We start from the raw sequence: 24,407 nt of genomic DNA, 5'->3' as shown, positions 1-24,407 counted from the left end.
GTTATTTCCCTCCAATGACGGCTTTGAACAGCATTTCAGGACGTGTGCAAATGTAAAGCGGATAGCTGTAGACTTCAGGCTTTACCCATGCATTACGGTCGTGATCGACGATTAGCATCGTGTAGAGAGGTTTTCCAACCGTATTGGCAAAATCTAAGCTTTCACCAGGTGCAAAGGTTTTCTGGAATACACCAGGCGCATTAACAGGAAAGAATTGACATTCATCAGGCTTAATTCCTATCGCACGCTTTGTCCCAGCCTTTGCACTCACATTATAGTTATGAATACTGCGATAATTGATAAAGGTCACACCGGCAAAGTCAAAACTGCCAAAGCTCCCCGTACCAAGAGCACTTGGTGTTGCAACACCTCCTGCGCTATTGAGTGTTTGCGCTAAGGTTGTGTTTAAATAGGTTTCACGAATGGTTTTATGGTTTTTTAGTTTGGAAAAGAATTCATTCCCACAAAGTCCAATAATCCGTGAACGGTCAGAGAACGCTCCTTTTGAAGCTTCAATCATTCTCATAATGACCTGATCAACATTATCAGCAACATTGGTTGTTTCACTCTCCAGTTTAAAGTCAATTGGCTTTGGTGGTGTAATTTCCCATTCCTTGTACCAATCGACAATCACCGAACCATCAGCATCAAGGACAACACCTTGAACAGCACCAAGCTGCATATTTTCCCATGTCAATTCGATTTCAGAAATCAGTTTCTTTTGTTTTCTGGCAATATATTTCATTGCCGTCTCTAACTGATCTTCTGTGCCAAATTCACGCCGGTCTTGGATTTCTTCTGATTTCACAGTATCACTTTTGGCAATACGGGTTGTTTTAAAAAACCGAAGATTACGACTGTCTCTGTCACCTTCTGCTAAAGGGGCTCCGCGTTCACTGGTTTGAATAAGCGAAAATGTATTGTCACGCCGTTCAATACCAACCACTGTGGTGCTGGTTTCAACGTCTTCAAAAAGATTGAGAGAGCTTACAAGACCCGGTTGAAACTCATAGTTTTCAATCGCTTTCATCATTGTTATCGTTGAGAAAGCATCATGTTTAAAAAAATTCATATCCATGTGCGCATTCTCCTATCGCAACAGAATTTTATTGTTGTCTTCTAAAGACTGAATAGCTGCCATTTTTTCTTGCTCGAGTATTGCATCGGGCCAGATCAGTTCCGAAGCTTTTACAGTACTCAAACGCGCTGTAATGACGGCATGTTGTTCTTCACCTGTTGCATCAACAGTAGCATAAGAAATCCCTGCGAGCACCGCACTGCCATCTGCTGCTGCCGGATTAAGAGGGACATATTTTTCCGTTTTTGTTATCTTTCCCATGACAGTCCCCGCCTCAATGAAGGCTCCTGATGCAAATACCACTTGTTCATTTGACATGTCAGGGTCGTAGCGCCCAAGATAAGCGCCATTGCGAACATCTTCATAAATAATATGACTCATTTTATTACCTTCCAAATTGATTGCCATTTTGTATGAATTTTTGCCTTGCTCTCTCCATCAGCATGAGGAACATAAGGCGATAGTTTTAAAGAGGCGCTTTGAGAGCTAGCCTCTGTCAAGACGCACTGGCGTGCTTTCTCGATACTCATACCGTTTTGAATAGCCTTTGCGGCATCGAAAGAAACGCTGAGGCGCTTTGCTTGCCTTTCAAGGGTTGTCAGGGCTTGAGCGCGCTTTCTTTCTTGTTCAAGGATGGCTTTTATGTTTTCGCGCTTGTCCTCATTGTCTTCATCCTCCTCTTCGTCTTCGTTGTCGTCAAAGATTTCGGCGTTTTTATCGATGTCGTGATCATTTTCATCCTCTTCTTCATCGAGGATGTCGACAATCCTTTCATCATCTTCTTGTTGGGCGCGATATTGTGTGCGTGCCATGTGTTTTGTCCTTCTTTTGCTGTTACTGTTGGGTTTGGTGAGATGAAATCCGTTAAGGATTCCAAAGCTTGCGCAAGAGTGCCTTGCGCATCTGCTAATCCAAGCGCGATAGCTTGGGTGCCTATAAAAGTTTCTGCCTTTGTGTCACGAATAGCATCAGTATTCAGGGGTCTATTTTGTGCTACCCAATCGACAAACATTTCGTAGAGCAGGGCGCAATCTGCTTGCATTTTTTTAAGCGCGGTATCAGCCAATGGTTCGTGAGGATTACCATGAACCTTGTGATCACCTTCAAAGACAAAGGTCCATTTAAGCCCTTGTTTTTCATCGGCGCTTGATTGGTCAAGATGTGCACAAACCACCCCAATTGAGCCGACAACGCCTGTGCGAGCAACCCATATTTGCGAAGCAGAACAGGCAATGGCATAAGCAGCAGAACAGGCAAATTCATTGGCATGCGCCCAAATTGGTTTCTGATGGTGTTGTGAGAGTGCTTGGAATTCTTCAACCAAATCAAACACCCCGCCGGCTTCTCCACCACCACTGTCAATATCGAGCAAAACAGCTCGGACATCAGGTTGTTTAATGGCTTCACGAAAGGAGGCGCTTAAGCCTTCATAAGAGGTTAACCCTGAAAGGGCACCAAGCCATGCACCGCGGCGCACCAGTGTGCCATGAACAGGTAGGATGGCAACATTATTGCGCACCACGTAACTCTCAGGTGGTTTGAAAGATGCGCTATCCCCTTGCGAAAAAGCCTGAGGGGTAAACTTTTCTCCAGCAAAAAGACGCGGTGCAAGAGCATTAAGAATGACATCAAGCTTTGTCGAGGCACGCATATGTGGAACACCAAAAAGCCGTGATACTAAAAACGGCATGTCAAGATTATTGGTCATTTTTGTGCGCCTCACTGCCTTGGTTGCTTTCATAAGTCTCAGAAGGATCTGAATCTGTGAAATTCGTCGTTTGATTTTCACCAGAGGGTGCCGCCATATCGGTATCAAAAGATAAACCACGGGCGCGAGCATCGGTGTGCTCTTCTTCAAGTTCGGCATGAATGCTGTCGATATCAAAACCCCGTTCGGCAAGTGCCATTCGTCGTGTTTTTAAACCGGCGCGAATTTCTTCTTTTTCTGCCGAGATATCTTTGTTTGGATCAATCATTTCAAGCGGGGGCGCAAAGCTTTCACATTGAAGCCATGGCAAGGGATTTTCTTCCCATCCCGGTAATTTTACGCATCCAGCAAGGACAGCCATTTCCACAAAGCGCTCCCAGACAATACGGTTGAATTGAAAGGCTTCATAAGAACCACCAACTTCAACAGGATTTGAAAATTTTATCTCTCTATTCTCTCCTAAATAAAATGATCCACCTGGTTCAATGACAGGTAATTCGGATTCTTCTTCAACGTCTTTTTCGTTACGATTATCAAGTAATTTGGCGTCGTTTGGGGGATTTCTTGAGATAAATGCCGCGAAAAGAGCTGCTGTTCTTTTTCGATCAAGCTCTGCATCATCATAGGATTCCAGTTGAAAGATCTTTGTCATACTGCGTGTTATTTTAGGAGAACCGCGCAATTGTCCGGCAATACGGCGCTCTTTGATATGAAGGACCATTCTTGCGGGGATACGCACGCGCTCTTGGCTCTTAAATGCACTGTTTGCAGGGCAATCATCATAGGGGTGGTATTCCCAGAAATGATAAGCAACACGCTTGCCACTGGCATCAAATTCAATACCCATACGAATGTAATTGCCTTTAATTTCCGCAGGTCCATTGTAAGTGAGGTCCAGCATTTCGGTTGGATAGATTTGTAATTGAAGAGGCACCCCAGAGCGTCCATAAAGGTCAACATAATGCAGTCTTACAAAACATTCGCCGGTTAAAAAGACTTCTCGTGCAATTGTTGCTTGCAGACCATAAAAGCTCGCATCCTCATCATAATCCGCCTCATCAACCCATTGCCACCATAAGTCTAAAAGCTTTTTCTTTTCTTCTTGAAACCCTTCAATGCGAGGATAAGGTTTAATCCCATCACTCACAGCTGCGGAAACCCATTCTTCTGTTGCCGAGCCATAAAGAGATTCATTGTCATAAAGCCATCTTGAACGAGCAGTAATGGTATCACCGCATTCTTCAATTGCTTTATTGATGTGTTTTTTTGCGGGGTCAAACCCACCCATGCGACGGCTTTTGCTTGCAGCCTCAAAAGGCGGATTGTGTTGACGAGAAATTTTAAAAAAGTCCGTGAGTTTATTGATAAAGCCAGCCATTAATAGCCTCGTGATATATTAAAATAGAAAACACGTGAACGCTTGCGTCCTTCAAGGTTGGCTATTTGTGTATTCAGCATCTCAAGTGCTCTGCGCAATTCTTCAACAGAACGGTTGCTTACTTGCTTATCGCCATGACGCACTGATTGTGCTCCCGAATAGAGAGCCTCTTCAATTTGTTCGCGCCGCCTTTTTAAACTTTCCAGTCTGTCAGTTTTGCTGTTTATTTGCTTCAATTCTTCATCCACAAATTACCTCCAATCCCCGTGCATATAAGGGCTGATCACCATTCTGATTTTTTTCTTTTGAGGCTGTGCTGCCTGTGTTCTTTTGGGAGAAGTGGATGAAGAAATCCCTGATGTTGGCTGCTCTAAAGAAGCGTCAACTTTAAGTTTTTCCAAACGCTCTTCTAAGATATCAACTTCTCGATTAAGATTTATTCCTGCCGAAATTAGCCCCTGTAAAGCGGCATAAGCATAGACCCTACAATCCAAAGCCTCGTTTCTTGCTTTCTCACTTTTTTGCCATTCTATGCGCTTGAAGCCTTTAAAATATTTGATGACTTTTCTTTCAGCCGTGAGCTGGTCAAAATATTCCCGATCAAGGCTTTTATGAAAGTGTGTTGCACCAGCCCCCGATGCTTCAGGACCGGATTTTTTTAATCGTGCCGTGATAATATCTTTTGCTGCATCAACACCAACAATATAGAGATTAATCTGTCCTTTATTGTTTCTGCTTGGACGGCGTGGCCATACCGCACGCCATCCCGCCTGTCCTTTAATTCCCCAGATGCGTCGTCCTTCACGGGGGCGTACATAATTGTAAACGGCTTGTGTATGTCCACCACCGGTATCAATACAAGCCGCTGTTATTCTGATGCCATCTTTGTAACCAGGGTGTGACCAGCGTCTTGTCAGATATTCATCCAGTTGGTCCCATACTTCAAAAGAAGATGGATCACCGGGAATGACTTGATAATCAATGTGCCAGCTTTCTTCACCACGCCCCCATCCAACCACTTCAAGCTCTAAGCGGTCGTTTTGCACATCGATGCCGGCGGTCAATAACACGGCTTGCGGCGGTGCAATGGGATAATCTTCGCGTTTTGCATAGAGGCTATCAGGATCAACAACGTCACCTGTTCTGTCCTCCCATGGCTCTCCAAGCACTGTGTTAACAAAAGGTTGCAAAAGCGCTGGATCATCTTTCGCTTCTAAAAACTCTCTTGCGCATTCTCCCCACGTTAGCCAAGGTGAATAGAGTGCCGAAATATGATAAGAGCGTAAATTCGGTCTCGTTGATTCACTTGTAGGAACCCAGCACGCACCTCTGTCCTCACTCATGAGATCAGTTTTTCTGTGCTCGGCATGTTCATGACCACAATGGGCACAAACAAAAACAGCTTTTTCGGGGGCACCTTTCGGCCACTTGATTTGCGACCAAACAATGGGCTGTAGAACCCCACACTTATCACAAGGGACGTTGTAATATCTTTGATCACCAAGCACGAAATCTTTGGCAATACGGCTTGTGTCACGGTGTGTTGGCGTGGACAATTTAAAAATCTTTCTCTGCACAAAGGTTGAGGTACGCTTTTCGGCAATCATCACGGGATCACCTTCGTTATCCACACTGAGAGGATAGGCATCAACTTCATCCAAAATCAGATAACGAATAGGCATGGAACGCAAACCAGCAGCACTGTTTGCTCCGGTAAGCATCAATGCTCCCCCATCAAATTCTTTCGAAAACATTGTATTTCCGCTGTCGCGTGCACGGGCAGGGGCAATGCGTTCACTTAAAACAGGGCTTGCCATAATCATTGGATCAAGACGCGTTTTTGACAGTTTCTTCGCGGTCTCGACAGTAGGCATCACATAAAGAGCGGGTCCCGGACTATAATGAATAGCATAACCGCAGAAGTTCAATCCTGCTTCAGACATTCCAATTTGCGCTCCTTTCATGACACTTGTTGTTTCAATTGGCATGTAAGAGGAAAGGTTATCCATGATTTCGCGCAAATAAGGGGTACGCTTTGTTCTCCACAATCCAGGCTCTGCACTTGCTACGGTGCTAAGGTATCTATTCTTATCCGCCCATTGCGAAACCGTGTACGGTGGATCTGGTTGTCGTGCGTCATTGGCATAGGCGAAAAATTCTTTGATTGCATTTTCATCCATTATTCGTTTCTTGCAAGATTTCTAACTCCGGAGAATGAGGATCATGAAAAGGCACTGGAATGTTAACTGCCTCAAGCAAAGCTGTTCTCATGTAATAATCAATGGCACCAATAAGGCTCGCCGCATCACATCCCACTTGTGCTGCAATGCTTGCACCGAAACGGTGAGGAAATTTTAACATGGCATCACGGTGTGCTCTTCCAAATTCACGCGCTGCTTTTTTCATTTCTTCACGGTCAACAGTTGTTTCGCGTAACTTTTCCAGAGCAATCTTCTCTCTTTCAAGTGCAACTTGCATTCTCTCCAGTTTGATCTTGTATTCGTTGGCTCCATCTGTTGAAGCTTTTTTGATCTTTGTCCGCCGTTGTCCATCAGGTGCTAAAAGTGAAGCAGTGCGCTTTGTAGGATTCTCATTCCATATCGCTGTTGCAAGGGTTTCATCAATTGAACCATCTTCAAAAAGAGCAGCATCAAATTTGCCTGTTTTAATCCGAGAAACCACCGCATTATGCGACACACCCATCTTCTTGGCAAAAGCGCGAACCGAGAGACCTTCACGATGCTTCTTGTTCATCAAAATTTCTCCTTGCCTTCTTCTATGCCCGAAGAAGTAAGACGGCGTTATGAATAATTGACAATCAGGTATAATCGGGTATATATTCCGGTATGCAAACAGACACACTTCAAATTACACAAGAATTATTGAATCTCATTACTGAGATTGATGAATTTAAAGGTGCATGGCGCGCTCTTGGTACTCTTGCACCTGAGCGATTGAACGCTCTTCGTCATATTGCTACTGTTGAAAGTATTGGATCTTCTACGCGCATTGAAGGCAGCAAATTAACAGACCGTGAAATTGAACAGCTTTTGGTAAATTTAGAAATTCAACACTTTAAGAGTCGCGATGAACAAGAAGTTATAGGCTATGCCAAGGTTATGGAGACAATCTTCCAATCTTGGAATGATATTCCCATTACAGAAAATCATATAAAACAACTTCATCGTGATCTTTTATGCCATAGCGATAAAGATGAACGACATCGAGGTGAATATAAGGTTTTGCGCAATGATGTAGCAGCATTTAATTCTCAAGGAAAAATGGTTGGTATTGTTTTTGAAACAGCCACACCATTTGATACGCCATATCGAATGCAAGAGCTTATTGCTTGGTTTAATAAAACCAATGAATTGAAAAATCTTCACCCTTTACTTACGATTGGTATTTTTAATGTCACTTTTTTAGCTATCCATCCTTTTCAGGATGGAAACGGACGTTTAAGTCGTATCTTAACCACTCTGCTTTTATTACAAAAAGGTTATGTTTATGTACCATATTCGTCACTTGAAAGTATTATTGAGAATAATAAAGAAAGCTATTACTTAGCTTTGAATCAAACTCAAAAAACAATTTATACTAAAACACCTAATTGGCAGCCTTGGATACTCTTTTTTTTACGTGCTTTACAACAACAAAAACGACAATTAGCTATGAAAATAGAAAGTGAAAAAAATGCTCTTTTTTCCTTATCTGAATTGGCTCTTAATATTCTTGATTATGTCCGTGATCATGGGCGCGTTACAACCCGTGATATGGTGCGTGAAATTGGTGCAAGCCCAAACACACTTAAAGCAACCTTTACATCACTAGTTGAAAAAGGTCTTTTGATACGTCATGGTGGTGGACGATCAATTTGGTATAGCTTACCTTAATTTTACTACCTTATTGATACCTCCCCATTTTTGAGAATGGGGAGGGGAGTCATGTTTTACTTAAGCAACCTTTTTAATAGGGTTTTCTAAATTTGGCTGGTAAGCTTTCAACAACGGGTACATAACTGTAGGAAACTCTGAAGCTCCAAAGTCTGTGAGAACTGCTAAAATCTTTGTAATACTCGGCACTTCATCTTGAAGTTTCAAGATCAAAACGTTTTCCACTACGTTCATGACCGCAACCAATGTCTTACGGTCTTCATATCCAAGGTCTGGATGGTTAGAAAATTGAGACAACGTCATCCACAAATCACATAAAAAATTGGTATCTACCTTCATTGCACACCTCCATGGATTTGTTCTCTCAAGCAAGCTAATCCTCTGGATGTGATTTTTGTTGAAGGCAGGACCTTTTCTGTACCATCTGGTCTTTGAATAGTGATAGCAGGGCAATCCATGAGACCTTTTTTGATCTTATCCTGATAGGGTAACAAAGGAGCACCCGGAGCCCGTCGATAGACCCAATCATGTTTACGCAAATAATCGGTTAAATCTTTTGGTCGTACTTCTAACATTTTTGCGGATTCAATCAAACCAAACAAACCATCGCTTCGTTTTAAACCATCAAGTGCTTTTGCTTTAGGTTCTAACTCGGCAATCACATGATCTTTCTGCTCGATTTGGCTTTGTAAGTGATTCAAGAAACCAATCATTGCTTGAGGACTTGAATAATCAATCTGTGGTGTTGCTACTTGCTTTGCAAGTTTTTCACACTCAATGAAGTATTCTCTTGCTTGATATCCCTTGTCATTACGCTCGATCATAGCAAGGTGTTTAGCCATGTCTAACGTGAGGTAGTATTCTATGCTTGGGCGCCCACCTTTTTCTAAAAATTTAGAAAAACCTATAAAGTCTATATTTTCCCGAAACTTACATTCTTTAATGCGATTTTTAATCCAGTCTGCAAACTTTGATGTGATTTCTAAAAATGTGTGCAACTCACGTGCGTTGACTGTTTGAACAGTTTCCTGATCAATTGTTTGTTCCGATATCGGAATAAGAGTATTCATGATGAACTCCTAGTTGTTAGACGTTTTTGATTGACACTCTAAAGGAGTGCCGGGTGCTCAAAAACACGGCAACTAGCCCGTCGTTACACTTTCCCCGCAAGGGTATTGTATGATGTAACCACACCCGACAAATTCGCTTATATGCTATATGCATACGACGAGTCAAAACTTTTAATCGGCGGAGAAGAGACTGTTTCGGCAATCCATCCGCTAGTTGCTTAAAGTGTTTTTGAAGCACCTGATTCGAAAATATATATTACAGAAATAATGTCAAGTCTCTTTCGATAATTTTTGTCTTTAAATAATCATATATTGTACAGTACACATATTGAAATCGTTATTTATCAATGTGTTATGTGTACAATGTACAGCCAATTTAAAAAATTCTAACGCTAGCGATAGTTCGCGCTGTCCTGCCCCGCAACACTCCCAACCCGCTGGGAAGTGCCTTTTGCATTGATTTTATTGCATTTTTTATGGAATAGAAGAGACATAATTGACAATTTTCTTTTAATTAGCATCCTCCCCACTCTAAAAGTGGAGAAGATGAGATTATATTTTATCTAAGCAGCTTTTGTCATAGATCTTGCTAACACCTGTTTAGCTTCTTTGATTAAAGTTTTATAGTGCTTGCTTTCTTCTGCTAATGTAAAAGCTTTGACAAGATGCATATGAAGAGGTCCATAAATGTAAACAGCCTTTTTAGTAGGGGACATTTTTTCCCAATCTTTTGGAAAAGAAAAACGTGTATCATTATCATAATCAACAGATTGGCTTCTTAGTTTCTTTTCACACTCAATAAAGTAACGACGAGCTTGCCTACCTTTCTCATTTCTTTCAACCATTGAGAGCTCTTTCGCCATATCTAGAGTGATATAATATTCTGTACTTGGACGACCACTTTTAGATTTCGGTAAATTTTTACCGAAACTCACCAAGTCTTGTTTTTCTTGAGAGGTGTTAGGTTTTACTAAATTTTTAGTAAAACTCATAAAGTCTTTGTTTTCTAAGAAACCATACTCTTTAATACGGTTTTTTATCCAGTCTCTAAAATTAGAATTGACTTCCAAAAACGTATATAGTTCGCGTGCATTGACAGCTTGAACAGTTTCTTGATCAATAATTGGTTCTGTAATTTTAATAAGAGTGTTCATCATGAACTCCTTGTTGTTAAGGTTTTCTATTGACATCCAAAGAAGATGTCGGGCGCTAGAAAACACGGCAACAAGCCCGTCGTTATGCCTTTCCCCCGAAAGGGTATTGTATAGCATAACCACACCCGACAAAGCTATTATATGCGTGTAGCATATAACGAGTCAAAGTCTTTAATGTACAGAAGACTGATTATTTCGGTAACCAATCCGCTTGTTGTTTTGAGGTGTTTTCTAGGCACCTGACTTAACGATATATCCTTTCCGTGAATCTTGTCAAGAAAGAAAATATATTTTACTGAAATCAGACAAATCATAACAAAAATATTAGGAAAGAAATTTTGCTTTCTGTCCTTTTTTCGTTAGTAAATTGATAGCTTGTTTATCGAATGAGAAAAAAGTTTTACCACCTAACCAATTGCCTTCATAAGCCATAATGCCGTCCGCAAAATCACCACCAGCTTCAAGAATAGAAAGCCCTGCCTCAACAGCAGGTCGATTCATTACTACATTACTAGCCGTAAGAAGGTCACGAAGTGTTATCGCTATATCTTCTTTTGAAAGTTTAGCACCTCGACGAAGTATCCAAACAAGCTCGCATAGACAAGGGAGAGAAACAGCGATGAGTGAAGCATGCTTTAAGAGCTTACTCGCTAATCTACTCTGTTTTTCATCATCTTGCAAAACAGCACGAGCTAAAATATTTGTATCAACAGAAATTTTCATTCTTCACCCGCCCAACCAGAAGCAACGATTTCGTTCATTTCCTCAATGGTTAGCGGCTTTTTTACCTTTCCAGCATGTCGTCCTATAAAATTATCAATTGTGCCGACAGCTTGTGTTGCTTTTACCCGAAGTTCACCACCTGGTAGCTTGTCAAAATTGATCTGCTCACCTGGTTTGACACCGAGATGTTGCAATAAATCTCGCTTTAATGTAATTTGCCCCTTTGTCGTAACAGTTAGTGAAACCATGAAAAATCCTTTTCTATTTGAGTATTTATAAACATAAATATATAGAATGTGAATTTCAATTACTATAAAAGAGTTTAAAATACGGTTTAATGTTTCTTATTAGCAACATATTTTTGACGATCAAGTTGTCTCTGGATATTTTTGATTAATCTCTCATTGGCATATTGTGTAATAGTATTTGCAATTTCTGGCTTGGACATTACCCCAGCAATTGAGGGGCCTTCTTGTTTGGCAATAGGGAATTGATCACCATCGGCTCTTTGAAAAACATTGTTGCCCATTTTTAATTCAACACGCTTAGGAAAACTTCCACCTCGAATAAAAGCATGGGGTAAGATTTCTTTCTTACCAAACATTGTGTAGGTCACACCATGTTTTGTTTCTCTTGCTTTAAAAAATTTAAGAGGTATCGGTGTTCCAGAGCCAATGATATCTGTCTCGAGAAGCTGTGCTGTAGCCTTGCCTTTAATATAAACACCTTTCTTGATACGCTTTGATTTGGCTGATGTAAGTTCAGAAACTTTCTTTTCGGCAAAGCGCTCCACTTGTTTTGCTGCGGTATTTACAGCGTTACGCAAAGCCCAATTCAGGCGTGGTGCTTGAAGATTTGTAAAGGTATCTTTCATTTGTTGAAGATACCATTTTTGGTGGATAATTAATTTCAACGTCTAAGCCTTTTTTGGAGTAGATGTTGCTGGCTTAAAAACTTTAGATGTTTTGGTTTGTTTGGGTGTGATTTCCTCTACCACTTCTTCAGTTGATATTTGACCATTTTTATTTTCTTCTTTTTCAACCTTTTTACTTGTCGTATCAGGCTTTGCATTTGTTTTGCTTTCAACAAAAGGTTTTGCAGCATTGGCACGCTTGAGACGAGCATAGACCTGATTTGAAACCTCAACAAAAGGGGTATTTTGTGTAGAAGGTTCAAAACGAACGGTGCTTTTATTGTCGCCAACGACACAGATTGGTTTAGTGATGATAGCTTTCATTATTGCTCCTTTTGAGGAATGATTTAATGACATCATGCGTCAAATATTACTTGTTACGATTTGAAAGAATGGACAAGCCAGAATTACCAAGAAAACCAGGCTCTTTAGCCCTGTTTCAAGTCTACATCTTACTAAATTTTTGGGGAACATTTTTGAATTTTAGACACAATACAACTAGTGCCGTGCCGTCATAAAATACGATTTTTTACACGATGTCAACAGAAAAAATCATAATCTAGTATTTTTTTTATTTTTTTAATCAAAATCTGGTGTTTTTAGAAACAAAATAGCATATGTTGACGCACTCAAAAAGCAAGAAATTCTAAATATTAAGCTCGTGACGCGCTGCTGTTGCCAAAAAAGCAGATCTTGTTAAGCCTCTTTCTTGTGCACAATTATCAATGGCACGTAAAAGCCCTCGTTCAATAGATATATTCATACGTACCACTTCAGCATCATTTTCAATAAAGGGGACTTGTATTAAAAAAGCTCCTTCTGCCAAAGCTGTTTTGACAGATTGCTGTTGTATGACTTCTTCAAATTTTAAGGGTATAGGCACTGTATCCATATCTTCACAATAAAGTTGAAGGGCTTCAGTTGCATTTGTGATGAGATTTTTTTCTTCATCCGCAGCAGAAAAAAGTCCTTCAAAGTCAGGAAACTGAACACCAAAAGCAGAATCTTCATCTTTATGAACAAGAGCAAAAAATCTTTTCATTCTTCTTCTCCTTTTTTCAACCAGCCTGCTTGTTGCGCAATAGAACGTGCTGTACCAATAGGAAGATTTTTTTTAGGATGTGGGACAATAACAACTTTATCATCTTTTTTAAATTTATGATGAGAACCTCTCACTTTCACAAGTTCAAAGCCATCACGCTTTAATTTTGCAATGATTTTTCGGCTATCTTGTTCCATTATCTAAACTCATAATGTGTAAATATATACACATTTTAGTCAATTTTTCATCTGATGTCAATTCTTTGTTTAATGGTTGAAATGTTTGTGAAGCGCATCAAGTACAATACAGAGTGAATTAACAAGATGCGGTAGCATTTGATCTTCTATAATAAGGTATTGTAACGCAGCGTAAAGATTAAACTGTCGATTTAAAGCTTGTGTTTCTTTTACTACGTCTTGCATACTTAAAAACTGTTCGGTTGCAAATTCAACCCATTTCTCTCTTGCTCTATCATCAGAAGAGGATGGCATTTCATTATAAACCGCATTAGGCAATGCCTTTGCACAGAGATAATCATTTTTTACTTCAAGGTATTTTTGTGCAGCTTCATATTGATCTTGAGTAAGTTGACCTTGCAAATAAAGCCGCCCGATATAGGTACCAGCAAGCGGATTTTTGGCATCTTCTATGGACAAACCAAAGCGTTTAGCACGCATTTCTATAGCCAATTGATCAACAGGTTTACGCGGTGTTTTTGCTCTTGAGATGCGTCCATTTGGTTCTCTTACACATCCCTTAATTCGTGGACGTCCACGTTTTGCTCGTTTCTTTTTCACTTATGTCCTCGGATGTTTGTTGAATATTTTGCCAAATCTTATCTGACATTGATCGTGTTTTTTGATCCAAAAGGAACAGCCATATTATTAAACCGAAACCTATGATAAAAAGTGGAATAATTTTTTCTTCTACTCCACCACGCAACCAAGCCAAAATGGTAAAAGATAGCACCACCATTATAACACATACCATGCTGCTAAAATTCTTTTGCAATCTATAATGATACTTTAATGCCTCTATCTGTTGCTCTGTTATAAAATAATATTTTATGCCTTGCACTTGTAACAGCTTTATTCATTAATACCCCTAATCAAAAAGGAATCTCGTCATTTAAAGTGTTTGTAGGCATATCAAGAGGTCGTTTGTAGCTTTTGTCATAAGGCGACGATGCGTGTTCTTGATCGTCATCATTTTTACTATCTAAAAGCTTCAACTCGCCTTTGAATTGTGGCAAGACAATCTCTGTTGCAAGATGTTCACTACCATTTCTATCTTTCCATTTGCGTGTTTGTAATTTGCCTTCTACATAGACCTTTGAACCTTTATTGAGATACTGAAGAGCAATTTTTGCCAGATGTGGATTAAAAATGACGATAGAATGCCATTCGGTTTTGTCGACTCTTTGAGAGGTTGCCTTATCAGTATAGCTCTCAGAAGTAGCCATACGAAAATGGACCACTTCTGCTCCAGAATTCATTGTTTTGCTTTCGGGATTAGCCCCCAAATGCCCGATTAATGTCACTTTGTTCAGCATGTTTTTTTACCTTAAATTTGTGCTTTTATACATGCTAAATCTTAGCATTATTTGTATATTTTATCAAATAATTCAAAAGGATATTATTGTTCTTTAACATATTAAATTATGTTTTATAGCACTCTTTAAAATAAAGATCGATTGACATAAGTGCATGGTGTATAGTATCAAGTACCAAAAGGGAAATATATGGCTATTGTTAGTTTTAAGCATAAAGGGTTGAAAATCTTTTTCGAAAAAGGGTCTTGCAAAGGTATACAACCCACTCATGCTAAAAAATTAGCAAATATTTTGGTAATTTTAGATACGATATCAGCTCCTGAACAAGTAACCCTAAAATCGTATCGTCTCCATGAACTTACAGGCGATTTAAAAGGTTATTGGTCAATGCGTGTCAATGCCAATTGGCGGGTTACCTTTCGTTTCATTGGGACAGATGTTGAACTTGTTGATTATCAAGATTATCATTGATTTTTTGAGGTATTATGATGATGTACAATCCTCCGCACCCTGGTGGTATTTTGAAAGAAGAGCTGCTTGATGAATTAGGGTTAACAGTAACAGAAGCTGCAAATCGTCTTGGTGTTGCGCGTTTAACTTTATCACGCGTCTTAAATTGTCATGCAGCGATTAGTATCAACTTAGCTTTACGCTTAGAAAAGGCGGGGTTAAATGATGCGGAATTTTGGCTTAAATTGCAACAAAAGCATGATCTCTGGCAAGCGCGTCATAATAGCCCAATTCCACATATTTCACCTTTAGAGCAAGTAGGGCATCTTTAGAAAAAACTTAACATCTTTCACTGCAAAGTTCTCTAACACTCGTGTTGCTTTTGCAATTAAAAGCTTATATCTTTTTTTCCTAACTAAATGATTCTAAACAATTTCTGAGATAACCCACTTTCTCATAATCACTGAGATAACTTGTACACTACTCACAACCTGACAACTATAAACATTGTGTTAACTTTATGAATACCATTAAATTCCTTTCTTATAAATATAAAATAGATACAGAATCAGAATTAGCTAATATAAATTGTGCTGATAAATTTTTAGAGGAAGGAATATACCATCCTATAGTTGATAATCAATGTGTTACCTTAATAATCGAAAAGTTCTTTGTGAACTCGAATATCTGTTATTGGATTTATGTTTTAACGGGAGAAAAAAGCCCTTATAATCCTGAGGTGATTGATTCCGAAAACGACTTTCGAAATATTCCTAACCCACGTCCTAGAAAATTAGTTGAACAGAATCAGCAATATTTTGGAATTTTGATTCCTAAAGAGGTCACTCTTTTTTCTTCAAATAAAAAGCTAAATAAATTATTGCAACTATACTACAAAGAATCTTTTTCCCAGGGAATGATTGATATCTCACCTGACATTGTTAATAAGCAAGAGTTCGAAAAAATATTGCGTTCAATTACAGAAATGAAACTGAAGTATAAACAACCAAAACAATCAGACTTTTTTACAATGCCATCAGAAGCAGACTTGATAGAGATGGCTAAAAAAACTCTTGATGGACTTCCCACTGATGATTTTTCTGAAATAGAATTCGGCTTGGATATCAAATTTAAAGAAAAAAATACTTTAAATAATTTTTTTTGGAACTTTTTAAAAAAAGATGAAATAAACCCCGCATTAAAAAAATTATATTTTGTTGGAAATACATATAATGATTTTGATATAATATTTAATACTGAAAATTTTCAACATAAAATTGATATTAAAGCATCTAAAGATAATAATGGTATGTATAATAAAGACTCTGTAAAAGAAGAATTAAAGTGTAAAATCGGAAATTTTACTATGGCTTTTTAATGGAGCACTGTAGTGTGTAAATAGATATATTTATCAAACTGCGTGTACGTAAAATAAGAAATAATACACAGACTAAGAAAGAATACCAAAGTACAATATTTAAATACCAAAGAGCAATATCTAAGTACCAAAGTACACTATCCAATGAAAAAGAAAGCTTGTGCTCTACGTACTGAGAAATGACGGGCAAAGAAACCGTTTCTTTATAACTATTTGGAAAAATTAAAACGACAAGCGCTAAAGTTATGAGCTTTAAGAGCCTATGCATATATTGTTGTAAATCACGTGTTAATCTCTGCCAACCTGTTGTATTGCCGCATTGATATTTTAGATTATTTTGCAATTCATAAGGAATATGAGAATTGCATAAAATTGCAAAAACAATTGTTACTATTACCAAAGAAACAGACGCGAATGTCAAAATAGTCTGAATAAAGTCAATATTTTTTTTATTCCTAAAAAACATAAAAATATAAAACTTATAACGCCTAACAAGGCTCTTAGCTGCTTATGTGTAAACATATCTATTTCCCCTAGAAAAATTATGATCTCAATTTCTTAAATTATTTTTTTATATAAAGTTACAAACCACCTTGTCTTCTCTTGCATCTACTTGAAATCCTTATATGGGAATGAACTGAAATCTTACACAATATAAAAGTATTAATACATTACGGGTTGTAATCACAAATAAAATCATTATAACATATTGAATCTACAATATGAATCCCATTTTTTACTTTTCAATTGTTTATTTTTTTTTAATTAAAGCCGCGTCGTTATATGACACGGCTTTTTTGTAATAAAAAGGCACCCCCCGTGCCATTATTTATACTACGTGTTCTAAAGTTTTTTCACGACTATTGATTATAACATCACCACTCACTTCATTACGAACATACGCATTGCCAAATATTTTTGCATTTTCAGAAATGACGGCATTCATTGCAACTATAGCATCATCATAAACCCAGCAATTGCCATCATGAGAGAGGTTTTCTTCTTTTTCAATAAAACCACCAAGATCACCAGCCTTAACATTTCCAAAATCTCTTAAGGCACGAATGCGATAAAGTGTGACACTTTCAATTTTTCTGGTTTTATCTGTAAATTCATATTTTTTAGATACATTTATAGTGGTCATAGGTAAGTTCCTAATCTAATAGTTGATAAAATTTTAATAAGAATTTGAAAAGAGGCGCCCCCGCCGCGCCTAGGCGTCTGTTTACGCTGCCTTGACGACACCTTCGTTAAAACGCGCTTAGCTTCTTTTGTGACGGATTTGTAATGATCAAGCTCTTTTTCAATTTCATCTATTTTTAAAAGACGACCAAAAATTATACCCATGATTTTAGGATAATTTGTCAAAACATATTGGCGAAGATAGTTAAAATCATCAAAGCGTGTATCATTATCATAATCGGTTTGTGTTTGTCTCTCAAGTTCTATCCAGCGATCAATGATCTTAGCACGTAACACTGTACTATACCCCGAATAAAATAAGGCATTCACGTTTAGGAAGGTTGTAGCAGACTAATTTACGTTCTGTAGAATCCTTATAAGTTCCTTGAAATGCACTCACCTCAATTTTGAGGTCAGTACATATTTGCCGAATATCTCTTACAATATTGTCATGCCTTTTATCGCACAACTTTGCAATTTCACGGCTAGACATTGTTAACGTAGTTTGAGTATGTACTAAAGTATTCATAATATTGGTTCCTTTGTTTTAAAAGTTTAAGTATCCAGGGCTAAAACAACCGAACCAATTCAGTCCTTCACGTCTTTAGGTTACCCTTGGACATCCACGTGAAGACCCTGGACTAATTAAATGAAGAGCAACAGATCTTTCGGGATACTGTTGAACCGATTGGTTACAGGTGTTTTAAGCCTACCTTGTAACCTAATAGCTTTAAAAAATTTGTCAAGCTGTTCATGAAATCATCTAGCATTTTATCGTGTCCTTTTGGGTTGCAAGGGCTTTAATTTCCTTGTTGATTTCATCTATGAGGGGCTCGTAATTCAGGACGCTTTTAGGCACTCTACCACCATATAGCCATGCTTTCACTTGCGCTTTGGTACTGTAATCTGCATTTTTTGGTATAGTGTAATACTGCCCACCATCAAATTTTTCACACTCTCTTGCGCCATCTTCGTATTCGTAGAGATTGTAAAAATATTCAGCTGCTCCATCCCCCCATGGTACATATCCGACAGCTGTTGCAACAAATTTTTTTTGCGGTTGCTTACGTTTTGTTAAAAACAAATCTTTGAAAATTCTCATGTTTTTAGTCCATAATTTTACCACTTGGTCTATTTGCCTCAAAATTGACTGTACAGAGCGTTTTTAGATTTTTATGTTTGGGCATCAAAAAATCTTTAGATTGCTTTGTATGGTCTCTTTTTGTCGATTTAAACACATATCCAATCACAAAATGATCAGCACTTTTCACTATTTTGCTATCTCGTCTTCAAGACCCTTTAAAACTTCACTCAGCTCTGCTTCAAACTTTTCTGCACCCTCTGGTGTTAAAGGCATCTCTTTCCCTTTGTCCTGTATCTCAGGTTTTTGAAGGCTTCTAACGAGGTAATCGATATTCATGTGTATGTTGCTTTCAAGCTGTTCACAATAGCGATAAAAATCGGCTGTTGATGGCATAAAAGTTGCATTTAAACCTTCTGCTTTGCCTCTCAAAGCGTTCTTTGTTGCCGTTTGCAATGCCCAGCTGCTTATACCGTCCAGCGTGTAAAAATACGCAAGCGCTGTTGATTTTTCATCATATTCTGATGGGCTTTTGAGACCATTTGACAACACTAGATACGTGGTTTGGATTTCCTCTTCAGTTGCTTTGTTTTCAAGTTTTTTCAACGCATCATTGGCTAATGAGGTAATTCTCTCCGCTTCTGCAATCGAGGGTTTTTGTCCCGGTAACCAAAGGAATGGTGGTTCTTTCATCGTCCTCGAATAAAAACTTGTACGCACTGTCTGAATTTTTGATATCGGACATGTATTGTGCAACTCGATAAGATTTACCGCGCTGTTCTCTCGTGTTTTCAATGATCGGTTTTCCATACCGTTTTTCCCTTTCTAATTTTTCTTTTTTCTTGGCTAATAGTCCATAATCCGGATGTGTAATCCAACTGTACCACGCCTTTTGCCAATCGCTTTTGGTCGTATCCTTTCCTGATTTCGCCTGCCAAAAATTTCTGAAGCGTTCTACTTCTAACAGCGCCTCATCATGCGTTAAGCCTTTATCGATTGCGTATTGCAAATTAGGTTCAAAATCGTCCGGTAATCGACAACCACGATTGGTTTGAGAACGCTTGGCTTTTTTGGGAACGTTTTCTTGCTCGTGAATGAGAGGTTGATCCTCTGCCACCGTTTCGATTGCATCTGCTCGCTTTTCGCAATCATGATCTTCTGAAGGCTCGTCAACCTGTTCGTTTGTTTCTAAATCTTCAAAATCAATTTCTTTTTTTGCTAACACGATAGTGTTAGTTTTTTTATTATAACTGTTAATGTTATTGTTAATGTGTTGTCGTGATGAGGTCATGATGACATCATCATGATCTTGTGATGATGTCATGATAGACGCATCATATTCTTTTGATGCATTATCTTTCTGCTTATTTTTCCTAGTGTTTGCAGCTTTGATAGCTTTTTCCGAAAGCCTGTTTAAATTTTCATTACAATTTTTTAATTCTTCTTCGACTTGTGTACTCCACAAATTGCCATCTTCTAATTGAAGAATTAATTTTTTTCGAATGAGTTTTTCTAATGATTTTTTAAACGTTTGCACTGAACAACCAACAATGCGTGCTAAAGCAGAAGTGTCATCATAAATCGGTTCACAGGCTCGATACATGAGAGCAGTGAGTGTACTATAAGTAGCTTTCTCTGCTGCATCAGTACCAGCAAAGTCCATAATCCACTCTTGATAAAAATTACGGACCCAAGGTAATTGATTAGCCATTCTCTTGTTCTTTCTTGTGCTTATGCCATATGGCTTCTGATTATTGCGTGTTATTTTTTAGCTCTTCTTCAACATCTACACTCCAGATATGTTCGTCATCCAAAAGAAAGATGTGTCCAGTTTCAGATAAGAGATCAAATGCATCATTAAGCTCGTCAATTGAACAGCGTGCTAATGAAGCCAATGCTCGTAAATTGTTCGTAAGAGGTTTGCCAGTATGTAGCATTCTTAATCGCAACCTCATGTAAATATTGCCTTCAGTAGGGGGCAAAGCAGCGAGGTCAAGAAGCCATTTTTCTACATTAATTTTTATCCAAGATGTTTTTTCAGACATTACTTATTCCCCTTCTTTCATTAAATCTAAAATTGCTAAAGCATCCGCTTCATTATCATCCTTAGGCTTGTGTTCCTTTGCACACATCGCCTGTATTATCTCTTCTTTTGAGGTATTTCCTTTTCCTGTCGTTGCCTTCTTAATTATGCCAACAGGGATGCCTTCATAAGGTATCTCATGATGTTCACACCAAGCTGTTAAATGACCTAGAAAACCACCGTAAACATGCGCCGCATCAGTACCAACATGCCGGCGCACTTCTTCAAAATACACGGCATCAATACTACCGGCTGTTGATTTCATTTCTGTAAGCCATTGTTTAAAGCGCAGATAACGCATACCCCCGCCTGCAAAACGGCGTGATTGAAAATTAACCGTGCCACTGAATATGTGACCATCTGCACCGCATATTGCCCAGCCCGTTTTGGTACCTAGATCAAGGCAAAGAATTGTATGAGACATCTAAATTACCAGTACCTACTTCTCATTAATCTTGTGTTTTAAACTCTCAATCTCAGCATCTAATTCCTTAAGAATTTTCTTCTTTTTTATGACGGGTTGCGCAGAAGTATACACTATGTAAATCGGTGCAACTAAAAATATAAAAACCATCATTGCAGTAAAAAACACTACATTTATTGATATGAATAAGTAGAGTATTAATTCACCTAGATTCATGTTCCCACCCCATTCTTAAAGATATGCATTTTCAAATCGTGTAAAATTTTCTGTTTTTTCGAAATGATCTCACGGAGTTTATCATTCTTTTTGTTTAATATTTCCGCGACAACAACGGAGATTATAATTAAATCAGAGATCACAAATACAATACCTAAAGCTATCTCTGTCTCACTCATCTTTTTTTCCTCACTTTCTTTTCTTCTTATGGGATGGCGTTTTAACCACTTCACTACGCATCTTTAGATCTTGTTTCAGTTTTTCAATTTCCTCATCGCGTGCTTTAAGCATCTCACCATACCACTCAAGATCTTGTCTCAATGCTGTAATAGTCTCATCTCGCTCTTTTACCGCAATATTCCGATCACTAACTGTCTTTGCCACGTTTTTTGAAGCTTTACTCATTGCCCATGTGTATTGTTTATCAACAGCTTTCATACTGTTTTTTAAAGTTATGAGCTGCTCTTTAAGCGCTTTAACTTGGTCACGATAATGCAATGCAAAACGAAACATCACCCCGCTAAAAAGCAACACTATAAACATCAAGAATGCTGCCGCTAATAAAATCTCACTAGCATTTAAACGCATAGTCATCTCTGTCCATTGCTCTTAACGCGGTCATCATGACCTATCTGTTTTGCTTCGCATTCCATTAAGAAAAGAAGGCAACAAGCCGCATGTGCCAAATGTGATAAACCACTCTCGACATCTTTATCCTCTCCACCAAACCATGTTAATAAATGACGTGAAGCAGCTCCATACAAACGGCTCCAGTTCATGCCATGACGCCAATTGTTAGCACTGTATTTGTTTGCTCCAAACTCTAAAACACGACCAATATCAAGCAACGTTAGTGGTGGAATAAGATCAACACGCGGTTTACCAATATCATTCTTATGTGCTTTTAAAACCATGATTATCCCCCTACAGTGCGTGTTATATGTGTGCACCATGATGGCGCACAATTAATTTGATCTCTTTTAAGAGTGTGAATTGTGCTGTTGCGACATGCTACGTTGTTTGGGTGATTTTACACGAACAGACAAATCATCAACAAATGCGGGTGCTTGTAATGTTGCTTTTTTTTTGCATTACAGTAGCAAAATTTTCTTGATACCAATCATTAGGACTTACATAATTATCCGTAATCTTCGCTATTTTTTTATTATTCTAGGCTGAGGAAATCTCTTGTTATTTATGTAACGTGCTATTGATGTCTGTGTAACACCTACAGAAATTGCAAACTCAGCGTAAGTAATATTATTCTTCAATAAATATGATTTTAGCTTAAACATTCGCTAATAATACCATAACGGTAATCTCAATGTAAGAAGATTTTTACCACATTGGTATTTGAAAGATATTTTTTTTTAATAGGATAAGAATCATGAATAATTTAAAATTTTTCAGAGAAAAAATGGGGTTAAGCTCCAAAAAATTAGCCGAATTAGCCGGCACAAGTCAGCCACAGATTTTTCGCTTAGAGAATGGACAGCGAAAATTAACAAAAGAATGGGCTATACGTTTAGCACCTCACTTAGCTGTTACACCTAAACAACTAATGTTTTCAGAGCAACAAACAAATAGCTTAGATGAACAAATAGAAGATATGCTTGAACACCTAAGCTATGATAATAAAGTTAAGCTTCTTGATCTTCTTTCTTCATTTTATCAAGAAAAAAAGTAATGAATTTCTTTTTTTCTTCCTCTGTTAATTTTTCCCAAAACGCTAGTATTTGTGCATTAATCAGTAGATTTTTATCTATCATTTGTCCCTCTTTCAAATATAAAAATACAAAAAATAACCATTTTGGTATTGACTAAATATTACCATTACGGTATAAACATATCCATAAACCAAACACAAGAGATCGCCAAGAGGCATCAGGGAGGGGAAATTATGGATAAGCCAATTCTTATTAATTCCGATGAAATTTTATTAGTTGTCTGTGATGATGAACACATTGGGCATTCGGGCCCACTTGATGAAAGCCAAGTTTTAGAAATGATTGACGAGGCAGATGATGCCATAAAAATCTTTCGCATAAATCCTTCTGAAAACAGTTGCGAAGATATTTCTGAAGAAATCGCAGAAGTATACATAAAAGAAAACAGAGAATTTCTCGATGAGGACAGTAAGGTTCATTATTATGTAGGTGAAAGCGCTGCCTACGATAGTCTTTTAGAAGAAATTGCAGACGAAAAATATAATGATGAAGTCTACGGTACTTATGAAGAGCAGCACCGCCTGACTTTTTGGGATGTTCTTCCAAATTATCCAAACTATTAAGGGCGTTTTTAAAAACGCCTCCTTTCCTTTCTTTCAAATATCATCACAAATGGAGCACAGGCATGCATAATCTTGTCACAACAGCAGAAAGTCCTTTTAAGAACGAAGCTATTCAAACCATATCGAGTGTTGAAATTGCCGATTTGTGTAGTAAACGGCATGACCATGTTATGCGTGATATCAAGAAAATGCTTGAAGAATTATACTATGAAGGGGGTCTCCCCAAATTTGGGGGGACCTATTTAGACACGCAAGGTAGACCTCAAAATTGTTATAATCTTCCAAAACACGAATGTTTAATCCTCGTCTCAGGTTACAGCACAGCATTACGAGCAAAGATCATAGATCGGTGGCAACAATTAGAACAGCAAGTAGTGGCACCGCAAATCGATTACTCTAGTCCACAAGTCATGTTAGGGGTTTTAAATTATCTCAAAAATGAGAATGAACAAAAAGACAATATGATTGCAGAATTAAAACCAAAGGCAATGGCTCTTGAAAGTTTACAACGCCATGATGGGCTCTTTGGTCTTACCGAGACTGCTAAAATACTCGAAATGCAACCAAAACAGTTCATTCTCTTCTTACAGCAAAAGGGTTGGGTCTATCGACGCATGGCAAATGGGCATCTGTTACCTTATCAAGACAAAATCCAAAAAGGTCTGATGGATTGTCCTACCATCACTATTCAAACTTCTGGTGGAATGAATAAAGTCATTCCTTCTGCAAAAATCACAACAAAAGGCATTGGTGTGCTTTCTCAAGAAATCAAAAGACAAAGCGTGCATTAAG

The 24,407-nt window shown here is 38.3% G+C and carries 38 protein-coding genes and 1 pseudogene; 7 read left to right on the top strand and 32 right to left on the bottom strand.

From position 1 onward, the window contains the following. Window position 1: 1 nt before the first annotated feature. From NMK50_RS06245 to NMK50_RS06210, 8 genes are all read right to left on the bottom strand, one after another. A complete protein-coding gene (locus NMK50_RS06245; RefSeq protein WP_254769758.1) occupies window positions 2-1,078 on the bottom strand; it encodes a major capsid protein in 1,077 nt (358 codons plus the stop codon). 12 nt (window positions 1,079-1,090) lie between these two features. Then, window positions 1,091-1,459: a head decoration protein gene (locus NMK50_RS06240; RefSeq protein ID WP_254769757.1), complete on the bottom strand. Its 369-nt coding sequence runs from the start codon at window positions 1,457-1,459 to the stop codon at window positions 1,091-1,093. Further along, on the bottom strand, window positions 1,456-1,608 hold the full coding sequence (locus tag NMK50_RS06235) for a hypothetical protein (protein ID WP_241437293.1): 153 nt from the start codon (window positions 1,606-1,608) through the stop codon (window positions 1,456-1,458). Before NMK50_RS06235 ends, NMK50_RS06240 begins: the two co-directional genes overlap by 4 nt. Window positions 1,609-1,718: 110 nt before the next feature. Then, complete coding sequence (locus NMK50_RS06230) at window positions 1,719-2,786, bottom strand: S49 family peptidase (protein ID WP_254769756.1); 1,068 nt, start codon at window positions 2,784-2,786, stop codon at window positions 1,719-1,721. Further along, window positions 2,776-4,164, bottom strand: coding sequence for a phage portal protein (locus NMK50_RS06225; protein WP_254769755.1), 1,389 nt, complete (start codon window positions 4,162-4,164; stop codon window positions 2,776-2,778). The genes NMK50_RS06230 and NMK50_RS06225 overlap by 11 nt, the downstream gene beginning before the upstream one ends. Further along, window positions 4,164-4,412: a phage head-tail joining protein gene (locus NMK50_RS06220; RefSeq protein WP_254769754.1), complete on the bottom strand. Its 249-nt coding sequence runs from the start codon at window positions 4,410-4,412 to the stop codon at window positions 4,164-4,166. Before NMK50_RS06220 ends, NMK50_RS06225 begins: the two co-directional genes overlap by 1 nt. Before the next feature lie 3 nt (window positions 4,413-4,415). Beyond that, window positions 4,416-6,344: a phage terminase large subunit family protein gene (locus NMK50_RS06215; protein ID WP_254769753.1), complete on the bottom strand. Its 1,929-nt coding sequence runs from the start codon at window positions 6,342-6,344 to the stop codon at window positions 4,416-4,418. Beyond that, window positions 6,337-6,918: a hypothetical protein gene (locus NMK50_RS06210; protein WP_254769752.1), complete on the bottom strand. Its 582-nt coding sequence runs from the start codon at window positions 6,916-6,918 to the stop codon at window positions 6,337-6,339. Before NMK50_RS06210 ends, NMK50_RS06215 begins: the two co-directional genes overlap by 8 nt. A 92-nt stretch (window positions 6,919-7,010) precedes the next feature. Here NMK50_RS06210 and NMK50_RS06205 point away from each other — a divergent pair, with 92 nt between their 5' ends. Then, a complete protein-coding gene (locus NMK50_RS06205) occupies window positions 7,011-8,057 on the top strand; it encodes a Fic family protein (RefSeq protein ID WP_254769751.1) in 1,047 nt (348 codons plus the stop codon). Between the two features lie 60 nt (window positions 8,058-8,117). Here NMK50_RS06205 and NMK50_RS06200 read toward each other — a convergent pair whose 3' ends face one another. The 12 genes from NMK50_RS06200 to ssb form a co-directional block, all read right to left on the bottom strand. Next, window positions 8,118-8,396, bottom strand: a complete 279-nt coding sequence (locus tag NMK50_RS06200; protein ID WP_254769750.1) for a hypothetical protein — start codon at window positions 8,394-8,396, stop codon at window positions 8,118-8,120. Continuing rightward, window positions 8,393-9,127: an antA/AntB antirepressor family protein gene (locus tag NMK50_RS06195; RefSeq protein ID WP_254769749.1), complete on the bottom strand. Its 735-nt coding sequence runs from the start codon at window positions 9,125-9,127 to the stop codon at window positions 8,393-8,395. Before NMK50_RS06195 ends, NMK50_RS06200 begins: the two co-directional genes overlap by 4 nt. Before the next feature lie 563 nt (window positions 9,128-9,690). Next, window positions 9,691-10,281: an antA/AntB antirepressor family protein gene (locus NMK50_RS06190; protein ID WP_254771150.1), complete on the bottom strand. Its 591-nt coding sequence runs from the start codon at window positions 10,279-10,281 to the stop codon at window positions 9,691-9,693. A 324-nt stretch (window positions 10,282-10,605) separates the two neighbouring features. Next, on the bottom strand, window positions 10,606-11,004 hold the full coding sequence (locus tag NMK50_RS06185; protein ID WP_254769748.1) for a type II toxin-antitoxin system VapC family toxin: 399 nt from the start codon (window positions 11,002-11,004) through the stop codon (window positions 10,606-10,608). Next, window positions 11,001-11,252, bottom strand: a complete 252-nt coding sequence (locus NMK50_RS06180; RefSeq protein WP_254769747.1) for an AbrB/MazE/SpoVT family DNA-binding domain-containing protein — start codon at window positions 11,250-11,252, stop codon at window positions 11,001-11,003. Before NMK50_RS06180 ends, NMK50_RS06185 begins: the two co-directional genes overlap by 4 nt. A gap of 86 nt (window positions 11,253-11,338) precedes the next feature. After that, window positions 11,339-11,878, bottom strand: coding sequence for a hypothetical protein (locus NMK50_RS06175; protein ID WP_254769746.1), 540 nt, complete (start codon window positions 11,876-11,878; stop codon window positions 11,339-11,341). Window positions 11,879-11,920: 42 nt separating this feature from the next. Continuing rightward, window positions 11,921-12,241 carry a hypothetical protein gene (locus NMK50_RS06170; protein ID WP_254769745.1) on the bottom strand — a complete coding sequence of 107 codons (321 nt, stop codon included), beginning with the start codon at window positions 12,239-12,241 and terminating at the stop codon, window positions 11,921-11,923. A 322-nt stretch (window positions 12,242-12,563) separates the two neighbouring features. Further along, window positions 12,564-12,959, bottom strand: a complete 396-nt coding sequence (locus NMK50_RS06165; protein WP_254769744.1) for a type II toxin-antitoxin system HicB family antitoxin — start codon at window positions 12,957-12,959, stop codon at window positions 12,564-12,566. Further along, on the bottom strand, window positions 12,956-13,156 hold the full coding sequence (locus NMK50_RS06160) for a type II toxin-antitoxin system HicA family toxin (protein ID WP_254769743.1): 201 nt from the start codon (window positions 13,154-13,156) through the stop codon (window positions 12,956-12,958). The genes NMK50_RS06165 and NMK50_RS06160 overlap by 4 nt, the downstream gene beginning before the upstream one ends. Before the next feature lie 69 nt (window positions 13,157-13,225). Continuing rightward, window positions 13,226-13,756: a hypothetical protein gene (locus NMK50_RS06155; RefSeq protein ID WP_254769742.1), complete on the bottom strand. Its 531-nt coding sequence runs from the start codon at window positions 13,754-13,756 to the stop codon at window positions 13,226-13,228. After that, window positions 13,716-13,949, bottom strand: a complete 234-nt coding sequence (locus NMK50_RS06150) for a hypothetical protein (RefSeq protein WP_254769741.1) — start codon at window positions 13,947-13,949, stop codon at window positions 13,716-13,718. The genes NMK50_RS06155 and NMK50_RS06150 overlap by 41 nt, the downstream gene beginning before the upstream one ends. A gap of 118 nt (window positions 13,950-14,067) precedes the next feature. Then, window positions 14,068-14,511 (bottom strand): single-stranded DNA-binding protein, encoded by a 444-nt coding sequence (gene ssb / locus NMK50_RS06145; RefSeq protein ID WP_254769740.1) that lies wholly within the window; start codon window positions 14,509-14,511, stop codon window positions 14,068-14,070. Window positions 14,512-14,700: 189 nt separating this feature from the next. Here ssb and NMK50_RS06140 point away from each other — a divergent pair, with 189 nt between their 5' ends. The 3 genes from NMK50_RS06140 (at window position 14,701) to NMK50_RS06130 (ending at window position 16,339) form a co-directional block, all read left to right on the top strand. After that, window positions 14,701-14,982 carry a type II toxin-antitoxin system RelE/ParE family toxin gene (locus NMK50_RS06140; protein ID WP_254769739.1) on the top strand — a complete coding sequence of 94 codons (282 nt, stop codon included), beginning with the start codon at window positions 14,701-14,703 and terminating at the stop codon, window positions 14,980-14,982. Window positions 14,983-14,999: 17 nt separating this feature from the next. Further along, window positions 15,000-15,293 carry a HigA family addiction module antitoxin gene (locus NMK50_RS06135; RefSeq protein ID WP_004856691.1) on the top strand — a complete coding sequence of 98 codons (294 nt, stop codon included), beginning with the start codon at window positions 15,000-15,002 and terminating at the stop codon, window positions 15,291-15,293. Between the two features lie 188 nt (window positions 15,294-15,481). After that, complete coding sequence (locus NMK50_RS06130) at window positions 15,482-16,339, top strand: hypothetical protein (RefSeq protein ID WP_254769738.1); 858 nt, start codon at window positions 15,482-15,484, stop codon at window positions 16,337-16,339. Here NMK50_RS06130 and NMK50_RS06125 read toward each other — a convergent pair. From NMK50_RS06125 to NMK50_RS10610, 12 genes and pseudogenes are all read right to left on the bottom strand, one after another. After that, window positions 16,326-16,861: pseudogene (locus NMK50_RS06125) on the bottom strand (hypothetical protein). The gene NMK50_RS06130 and the pseudogene NMK50_RS06125 sit on opposite strands and share 14 nt — an antisense overlap. Window positions 16,862-17,168: 307 nt before the next feature. After that, entirely contained in the window at window positions 17,169-17,483 is a 315-nt protein-coding gene (locus NMK50_RS06120) for a hypothetical protein (protein WP_309486012.1), read from the bottom strand. Continuing rightward, a complete protein-coding gene (locus NMK50_RS10615; protein ID WP_374112164.1) occupies window positions 17,480-17,818 on the bottom strand; it encodes a hypothetical protein in 339 nt (112 codons plus the stop codon). Before NMK50_RS10615 ends, NMK50_RS06120 begins: the two co-directional genes overlap by 4 nt. Window positions 17,819-17,822: 4 nt before the next feature. Further along, window positions 17,823-18,014: a Rha family transcriptional regulator gene (locus tag NMK50_RS06115; RefSeq protein WP_374112213.1), complete on the bottom strand. Its 192-nt coding sequence runs from the start codon at window positions 18,012-18,014 to the stop codon at window positions 17,823-17,825. A 270-nt stretch (window positions 18,015-18,284) separates the two neighbouring features. After that, window positions 18,285-18,623, bottom strand: a complete 339-nt coding sequence (locus NMK50_RS06110) for a hypothetical protein (RefSeq protein ID WP_254769737.1) — start codon at window positions 18,621-18,623, stop codon at window positions 18,285-18,287. A gap of 168 nt (window positions 18,624-18,791) precedes the next feature. Continuing rightward, the gene (locus NMK50_RS06105) at window positions 18,792-19,295 is read right to left on the bottom strand and encodes a hypothetical protein (protein ID WP_254769736.1); all 504 of its coding nucleotides are present in this window, start codon (window positions 19,293-19,295) and stop codon (window positions 18,792-18,794) included. Next, the gene (locus tag NMK50_RS06100) at window positions 19,213-20,313 is read right to left on the bottom strand and encodes a DUF1376 domain-containing protein (RefSeq protein WP_254769735.1); all 1,101 of its coding nucleotides are present in this window, start codon (window positions 20,311-20,313) and stop codon (window positions 19,213-19,215) included. Before NMK50_RS06100 ends, NMK50_RS06105 begins: the two co-directional genes overlap by 83 nt. Window positions 20,314-20,353: 40 nt before the next feature. Next, window positions 20,354-20,647, bottom strand: a complete 294-nt coding sequence (locus NMK50_RS06095) for a DUF1376 domain-containing protein (protein ID WP_241438038.1) — start codon at window positions 20,645-20,647, stop codon at window positions 20,354-20,356. Window positions 20,648-20,650: 3 nt separating this feature from the next. Continuing rightward, window positions 20,651-21,109, bottom strand: coding sequence for a crossover junction endodeoxyribonuclease RuvC (locus tag NMK50_RS06090; protein ID WP_254769734.1), 459 nt, complete (start codon window positions 21,107-21,109; stop codon window positions 20,651-20,653). 405 nt (window positions 21,110-21,514) lie between these two features. Beyond that, window positions 21,515-21,919, bottom strand: a complete 405-nt coding sequence (locus NMK50_RS06085; protein ID WP_254769733.1) for a hypothetical protein — start codon at window positions 21,917-21,919, stop codon at window positions 21,515-21,517. After that, the gene (locus NMK50_RS06080; protein WP_254769732.1) at window positions 21,916-22,239 is read right to left on the bottom strand and encodes a dATP/dGTP diphosphohydrolase domain-containing protein; all 324 of its coding nucleotides are present in this window, start codon (window positions 22,237-22,239) and stop codon (window positions 21,916-21,918) included. Before NMK50_RS06080 ends, NMK50_RS06085 begins: the two co-directional genes overlap by 4 nt. Window positions 22,240-22,479: 240 nt before the next feature. Next, entirely contained in the window at window positions 22,480-22,620 is a 141-nt protein-coding gene (locus tag NMK50_RS10610; protein WP_254770610.1) for a helix-turn-helix domain-containing protein, read from the bottom strand. A gap of 92 nt (window positions 22,621-22,712) precedes the next feature. Here NMK50_RS10610 and NMK50_RS06075 point away from each other — a divergent pair, with 92 nt between their 5' ends. From NMK50_RS06075 to NMK50_RS06065, 3 genes are all read left to right on the top strand, one after another. Beyond that, entirely contained in the window at window positions 22,713-23,012 is a 300-nt protein-coding gene (locus tag NMK50_RS06075; protein WP_254769731.1) for a helix-turn-helix domain-containing protein, read from the top strand. Window positions 23,013-23,225: 213 nt separating this feature from the next. After that, entirely contained in the window at window positions 23,226-23,615 is a 390-nt protein-coding gene (locus NMK50_RS06070) for a hypothetical protein (RefSeq protein ID WP_254769730.1), read from the top strand. A gap of 62 nt (window positions 23,616-23,677) precedes the next feature. Beyond that, window positions 23,678-24,406, top strand: a complete 729-nt coding sequence (locus tag NMK50_RS06065) for a Rha family transcriptional regulator (protein ID WP_254769729.1) — start codon at window positions 23,678-23,680, stop codon at window positions 24,404-24,406. Window position 24,407: the final 1 nt, after the last annotated feature.

This window comes from Bartonella harrusi, from assembly GCF_024297065.1.
GTDB classification, from domain to species: Bacteria; Pseudomonadota; Alphaproteobacteria; order Rhizobiales; family Rhizobiaceae; genus Bartonella; species Bartonella harrusi.
The sequence above is the reverse complement of the archived record's forward strand: the minus strand, read 5'-3'. Positions and strand labels throughout refer to the sequence as shown.

Bases quoted from the DNA above. Each gene is read 5' to 3' on its own strand.
- NMK50_RS06245 (WP_254769758.1), bottom strand. From the start codon at position 1,078: ATGGATATGAATTTTTTTAAACATGATGCTTTCTCAACGATAACAATG.
- NMK50_RS06240 (WP_254769757.1), bottom strand. From the start codon at position 1,459: ATGAGTCATATTATTTATGAAGATGTTCGCAATGGCGCTTATCTTGGG.
- NMK50_RS06235 (WP_241437293.1), bottom strand. From the start codon at position 1,608: ATGAGTATCGAGAAAGCACGCCAGTGCGTCTTGACAGAGGCTAGCTCT.
- NMK50_RS06230 (WP_254769756.1), bottom strand. From the start codon at position 2,786: ATGACCAATAATCTTGACATGCCGTTTTTAGTATCACGGCTTTTTGGT.
- NMK50_RS06225 (WP_254769755.1), bottom strand. From the start codon at position 4,164: ATGGCTGGCTTTATCAATAAACTCACGGACTTTTTTAAAATTTCTCGT.
- NMK50_RS06215 (WP_254769753.1), bottom strand. From the start codon at position 6,344: ATGGATGAAAATGCAATCAAAGAATTTTTCGCCTATGCCAATGACGCA.
- NMK50_RS06210 (WP_254769752.1), bottom strand. From the start codon at position 6,918: ATGAACAAGAAGCATCGTGAAGGTCTCTCGGTTCGCGCTTTTGCCAAG.
- NMK50_RS06205 (WP_254769751.1), top strand. From the start codon at position 7,011: ATGCAAACAGACACACTTCAAATTACACAAGAATTATTGAATCTCATT.
- NMK50_RS06200 (WP_254769750.1), bottom strand. From the start codon at position 8,396: ATGAAGGTAGATACCAATTTTTTATGTGATTTGTGGATGACGTTGTCT.
- NMK50_RS06195 (WP_254769749.1), bottom strand. From the start codon at position 9,127: ATGAATACTCTTATTCCGATATCGGAACAAACAATTGATCAGGAAACT.
- NMK50_RS06190 (WP_254771150.1), bottom strand. From the start codon at position 10,281: ATGAACACTCTTATTAAAATTACAGAACCAATTATTGATCAAGAAACT.
- NMK50_RS06185 (WP_254769748.1), bottom strand. From the start codon at position 11,004: ATGAAAATTTCTGTTGATACAAATATTTTAGCTCGTGCTGTTTTGCAA.
- NMK50_RS06180 (WP_254769747.1), bottom strand. From the start codon at position 11,252: ATGGTTTCACTAACTGTTACGACAAAGGGGCAAATTACATTAAAGCGA.
- NMK50_RS06175 (WP_254769746.1), bottom strand. From the start codon at position 11,878: ATGAAAGATACCTTTACAAATCTTCAAGCACCACGCCTGAATTGGGCT.
- NMK50_RS06170 (WP_254769745.1), bottom strand. From the start codon at position 12,241: ATGAAAGCTATCATCACTAAACCAATCTGTGTCGTTGGCGACAATAAA.
- NMK50_RS06165 (WP_254769744.1), bottom strand. From the start codon at position 12,959: ATGAAAAGATTTTTTGCTCTTGTTCATAAAGATGAAGATTCTGCTTTT.
- NMK50_RS06160 (WP_254769743.1), bottom strand. From the start codon at position 13,156: ATGGAACAAGATAGCCGAAAAATCATTGCAAAATTAAAGCGTGATGGC.
- NMK50_RS06150 (WP_254769741.1), bottom strand. From the start codon at position 13,949: ATGGTATGTGTTATAATGGTGGTGCTATCTTTTACCATTTTGGCTTGG.
- ssb (WP_254769740.1), bottom strand. From the start codon at position 14,511: ATGCTGAACAAAGTGACATTAATCGGGCATTTGGGGGCTAATCCCGAA.
- NMK50_RS06140 (WP_254769739.1), top strand. From the start codon at position 14,701: ATGGCTATTGTTAGTTTTAAGCATAAAGGGTTGAAAATCTTTTTCGAA.
- NMK50_RS06135 (WP_004856691.1), top strand. From the start codon at position 15,000: ATGATGTACAATCCTCCGCACCCTGGTGGTATTTTGAAAGAAGAGCTG.
- NMK50_RS06130 (WP_254769738.1), top strand. From the start codon at position 15,482: ATGAATACCATTAAATTCCTTTCTTATAAATATAAAATAGATACAGAA.
- NMK50_RS06120 (WP_309486012.1), bottom strand. From the start codon at position 17,483: ATGACCACTATAAATGTATCTAAAAAATATGAATTTACAGATAAAACC.
- NMK50_RS06115 (WP_374112213.1), bottom strand. From the start codon at position 18,014: ATGTCTAGCCGTGAAATTGCAAAGTTGTGCGATAAAAGGCATGACAAT.
- NMK50_RS06110 (WP_254769737.1), bottom strand. From the start codon at position 18,623: ATGAGAATTTTCAAAGATTTGTTTTTAACAAAACGTAAGCAACCGCAA.
- NMK50_RS06105 (WP_254769736.1), bottom strand. From the start codon at position 19,295: ATGAAAGAACCACCATTCCTTTGGTTACCGGGACAAAAACCCTCGATT.
- NMK50_RS06100 (WP_254769735.1), bottom strand. From the start codon at position 20,313: ATGGCTAATCAATTACCTTGGGTCCGTAATTTTTATCAAGAGTGGATT.
- NMK50_RS06095 (WP_241438038.1), bottom strand. From the start codon at position 20,647: ATGTCTGAAAAAACATCTTGGATAAAAATTAATGTAGAAAAATGGCTT.
- NMK50_RS06090 (WP_254769734.1), bottom strand. From the start codon at position 21,109: ATGTCTCATACAATTCTTTGCCTTGATCTAGGTACCAAAACGGGCTGG.
- NMK50_RS06085 (WP_254769733.1), bottom strand. From the start codon at position 21,919: ATGACTATGCGTTTAAATGCTAGTGAGATTTTATTAGCGGCAGCATTC.
- NMK50_RS06080 (WP_254769732.1), bottom strand. From the start codon at position 22,239: ATGGTTTTAAAAGCACATAAGAATGATATTGGTAAACCGCGTGTTGAT.
- NMK50_RS10610 (WP_254770610.1), bottom strand. From the start codon at position 22,620: ATGTTTAAGCTAAAATCATATTTATTGAAGAATAATATTACTTACGCT.
- NMK50_RS06075 (WP_254769731.1), top strand. From the start codon at position 22,713: ATGAATAATTTAAAATTTTTCAGAGAAAAAATGGGGTTAAGCTCCAAA.
- NMK50_RS06070 (WP_254769730.1), top strand. From the start codon at position 23,226: ATGGATAAGCCAATTCTTATTAATTCCGATGAAATTTTATTAGTTGTC.
- NMK50_RS06065 (WP_254769729.1), top strand. From the start codon at position 23,678: ATGCATAATCTTGTCACAACAGCAGAAAGTCCTTTTAAGAACGAAGCT.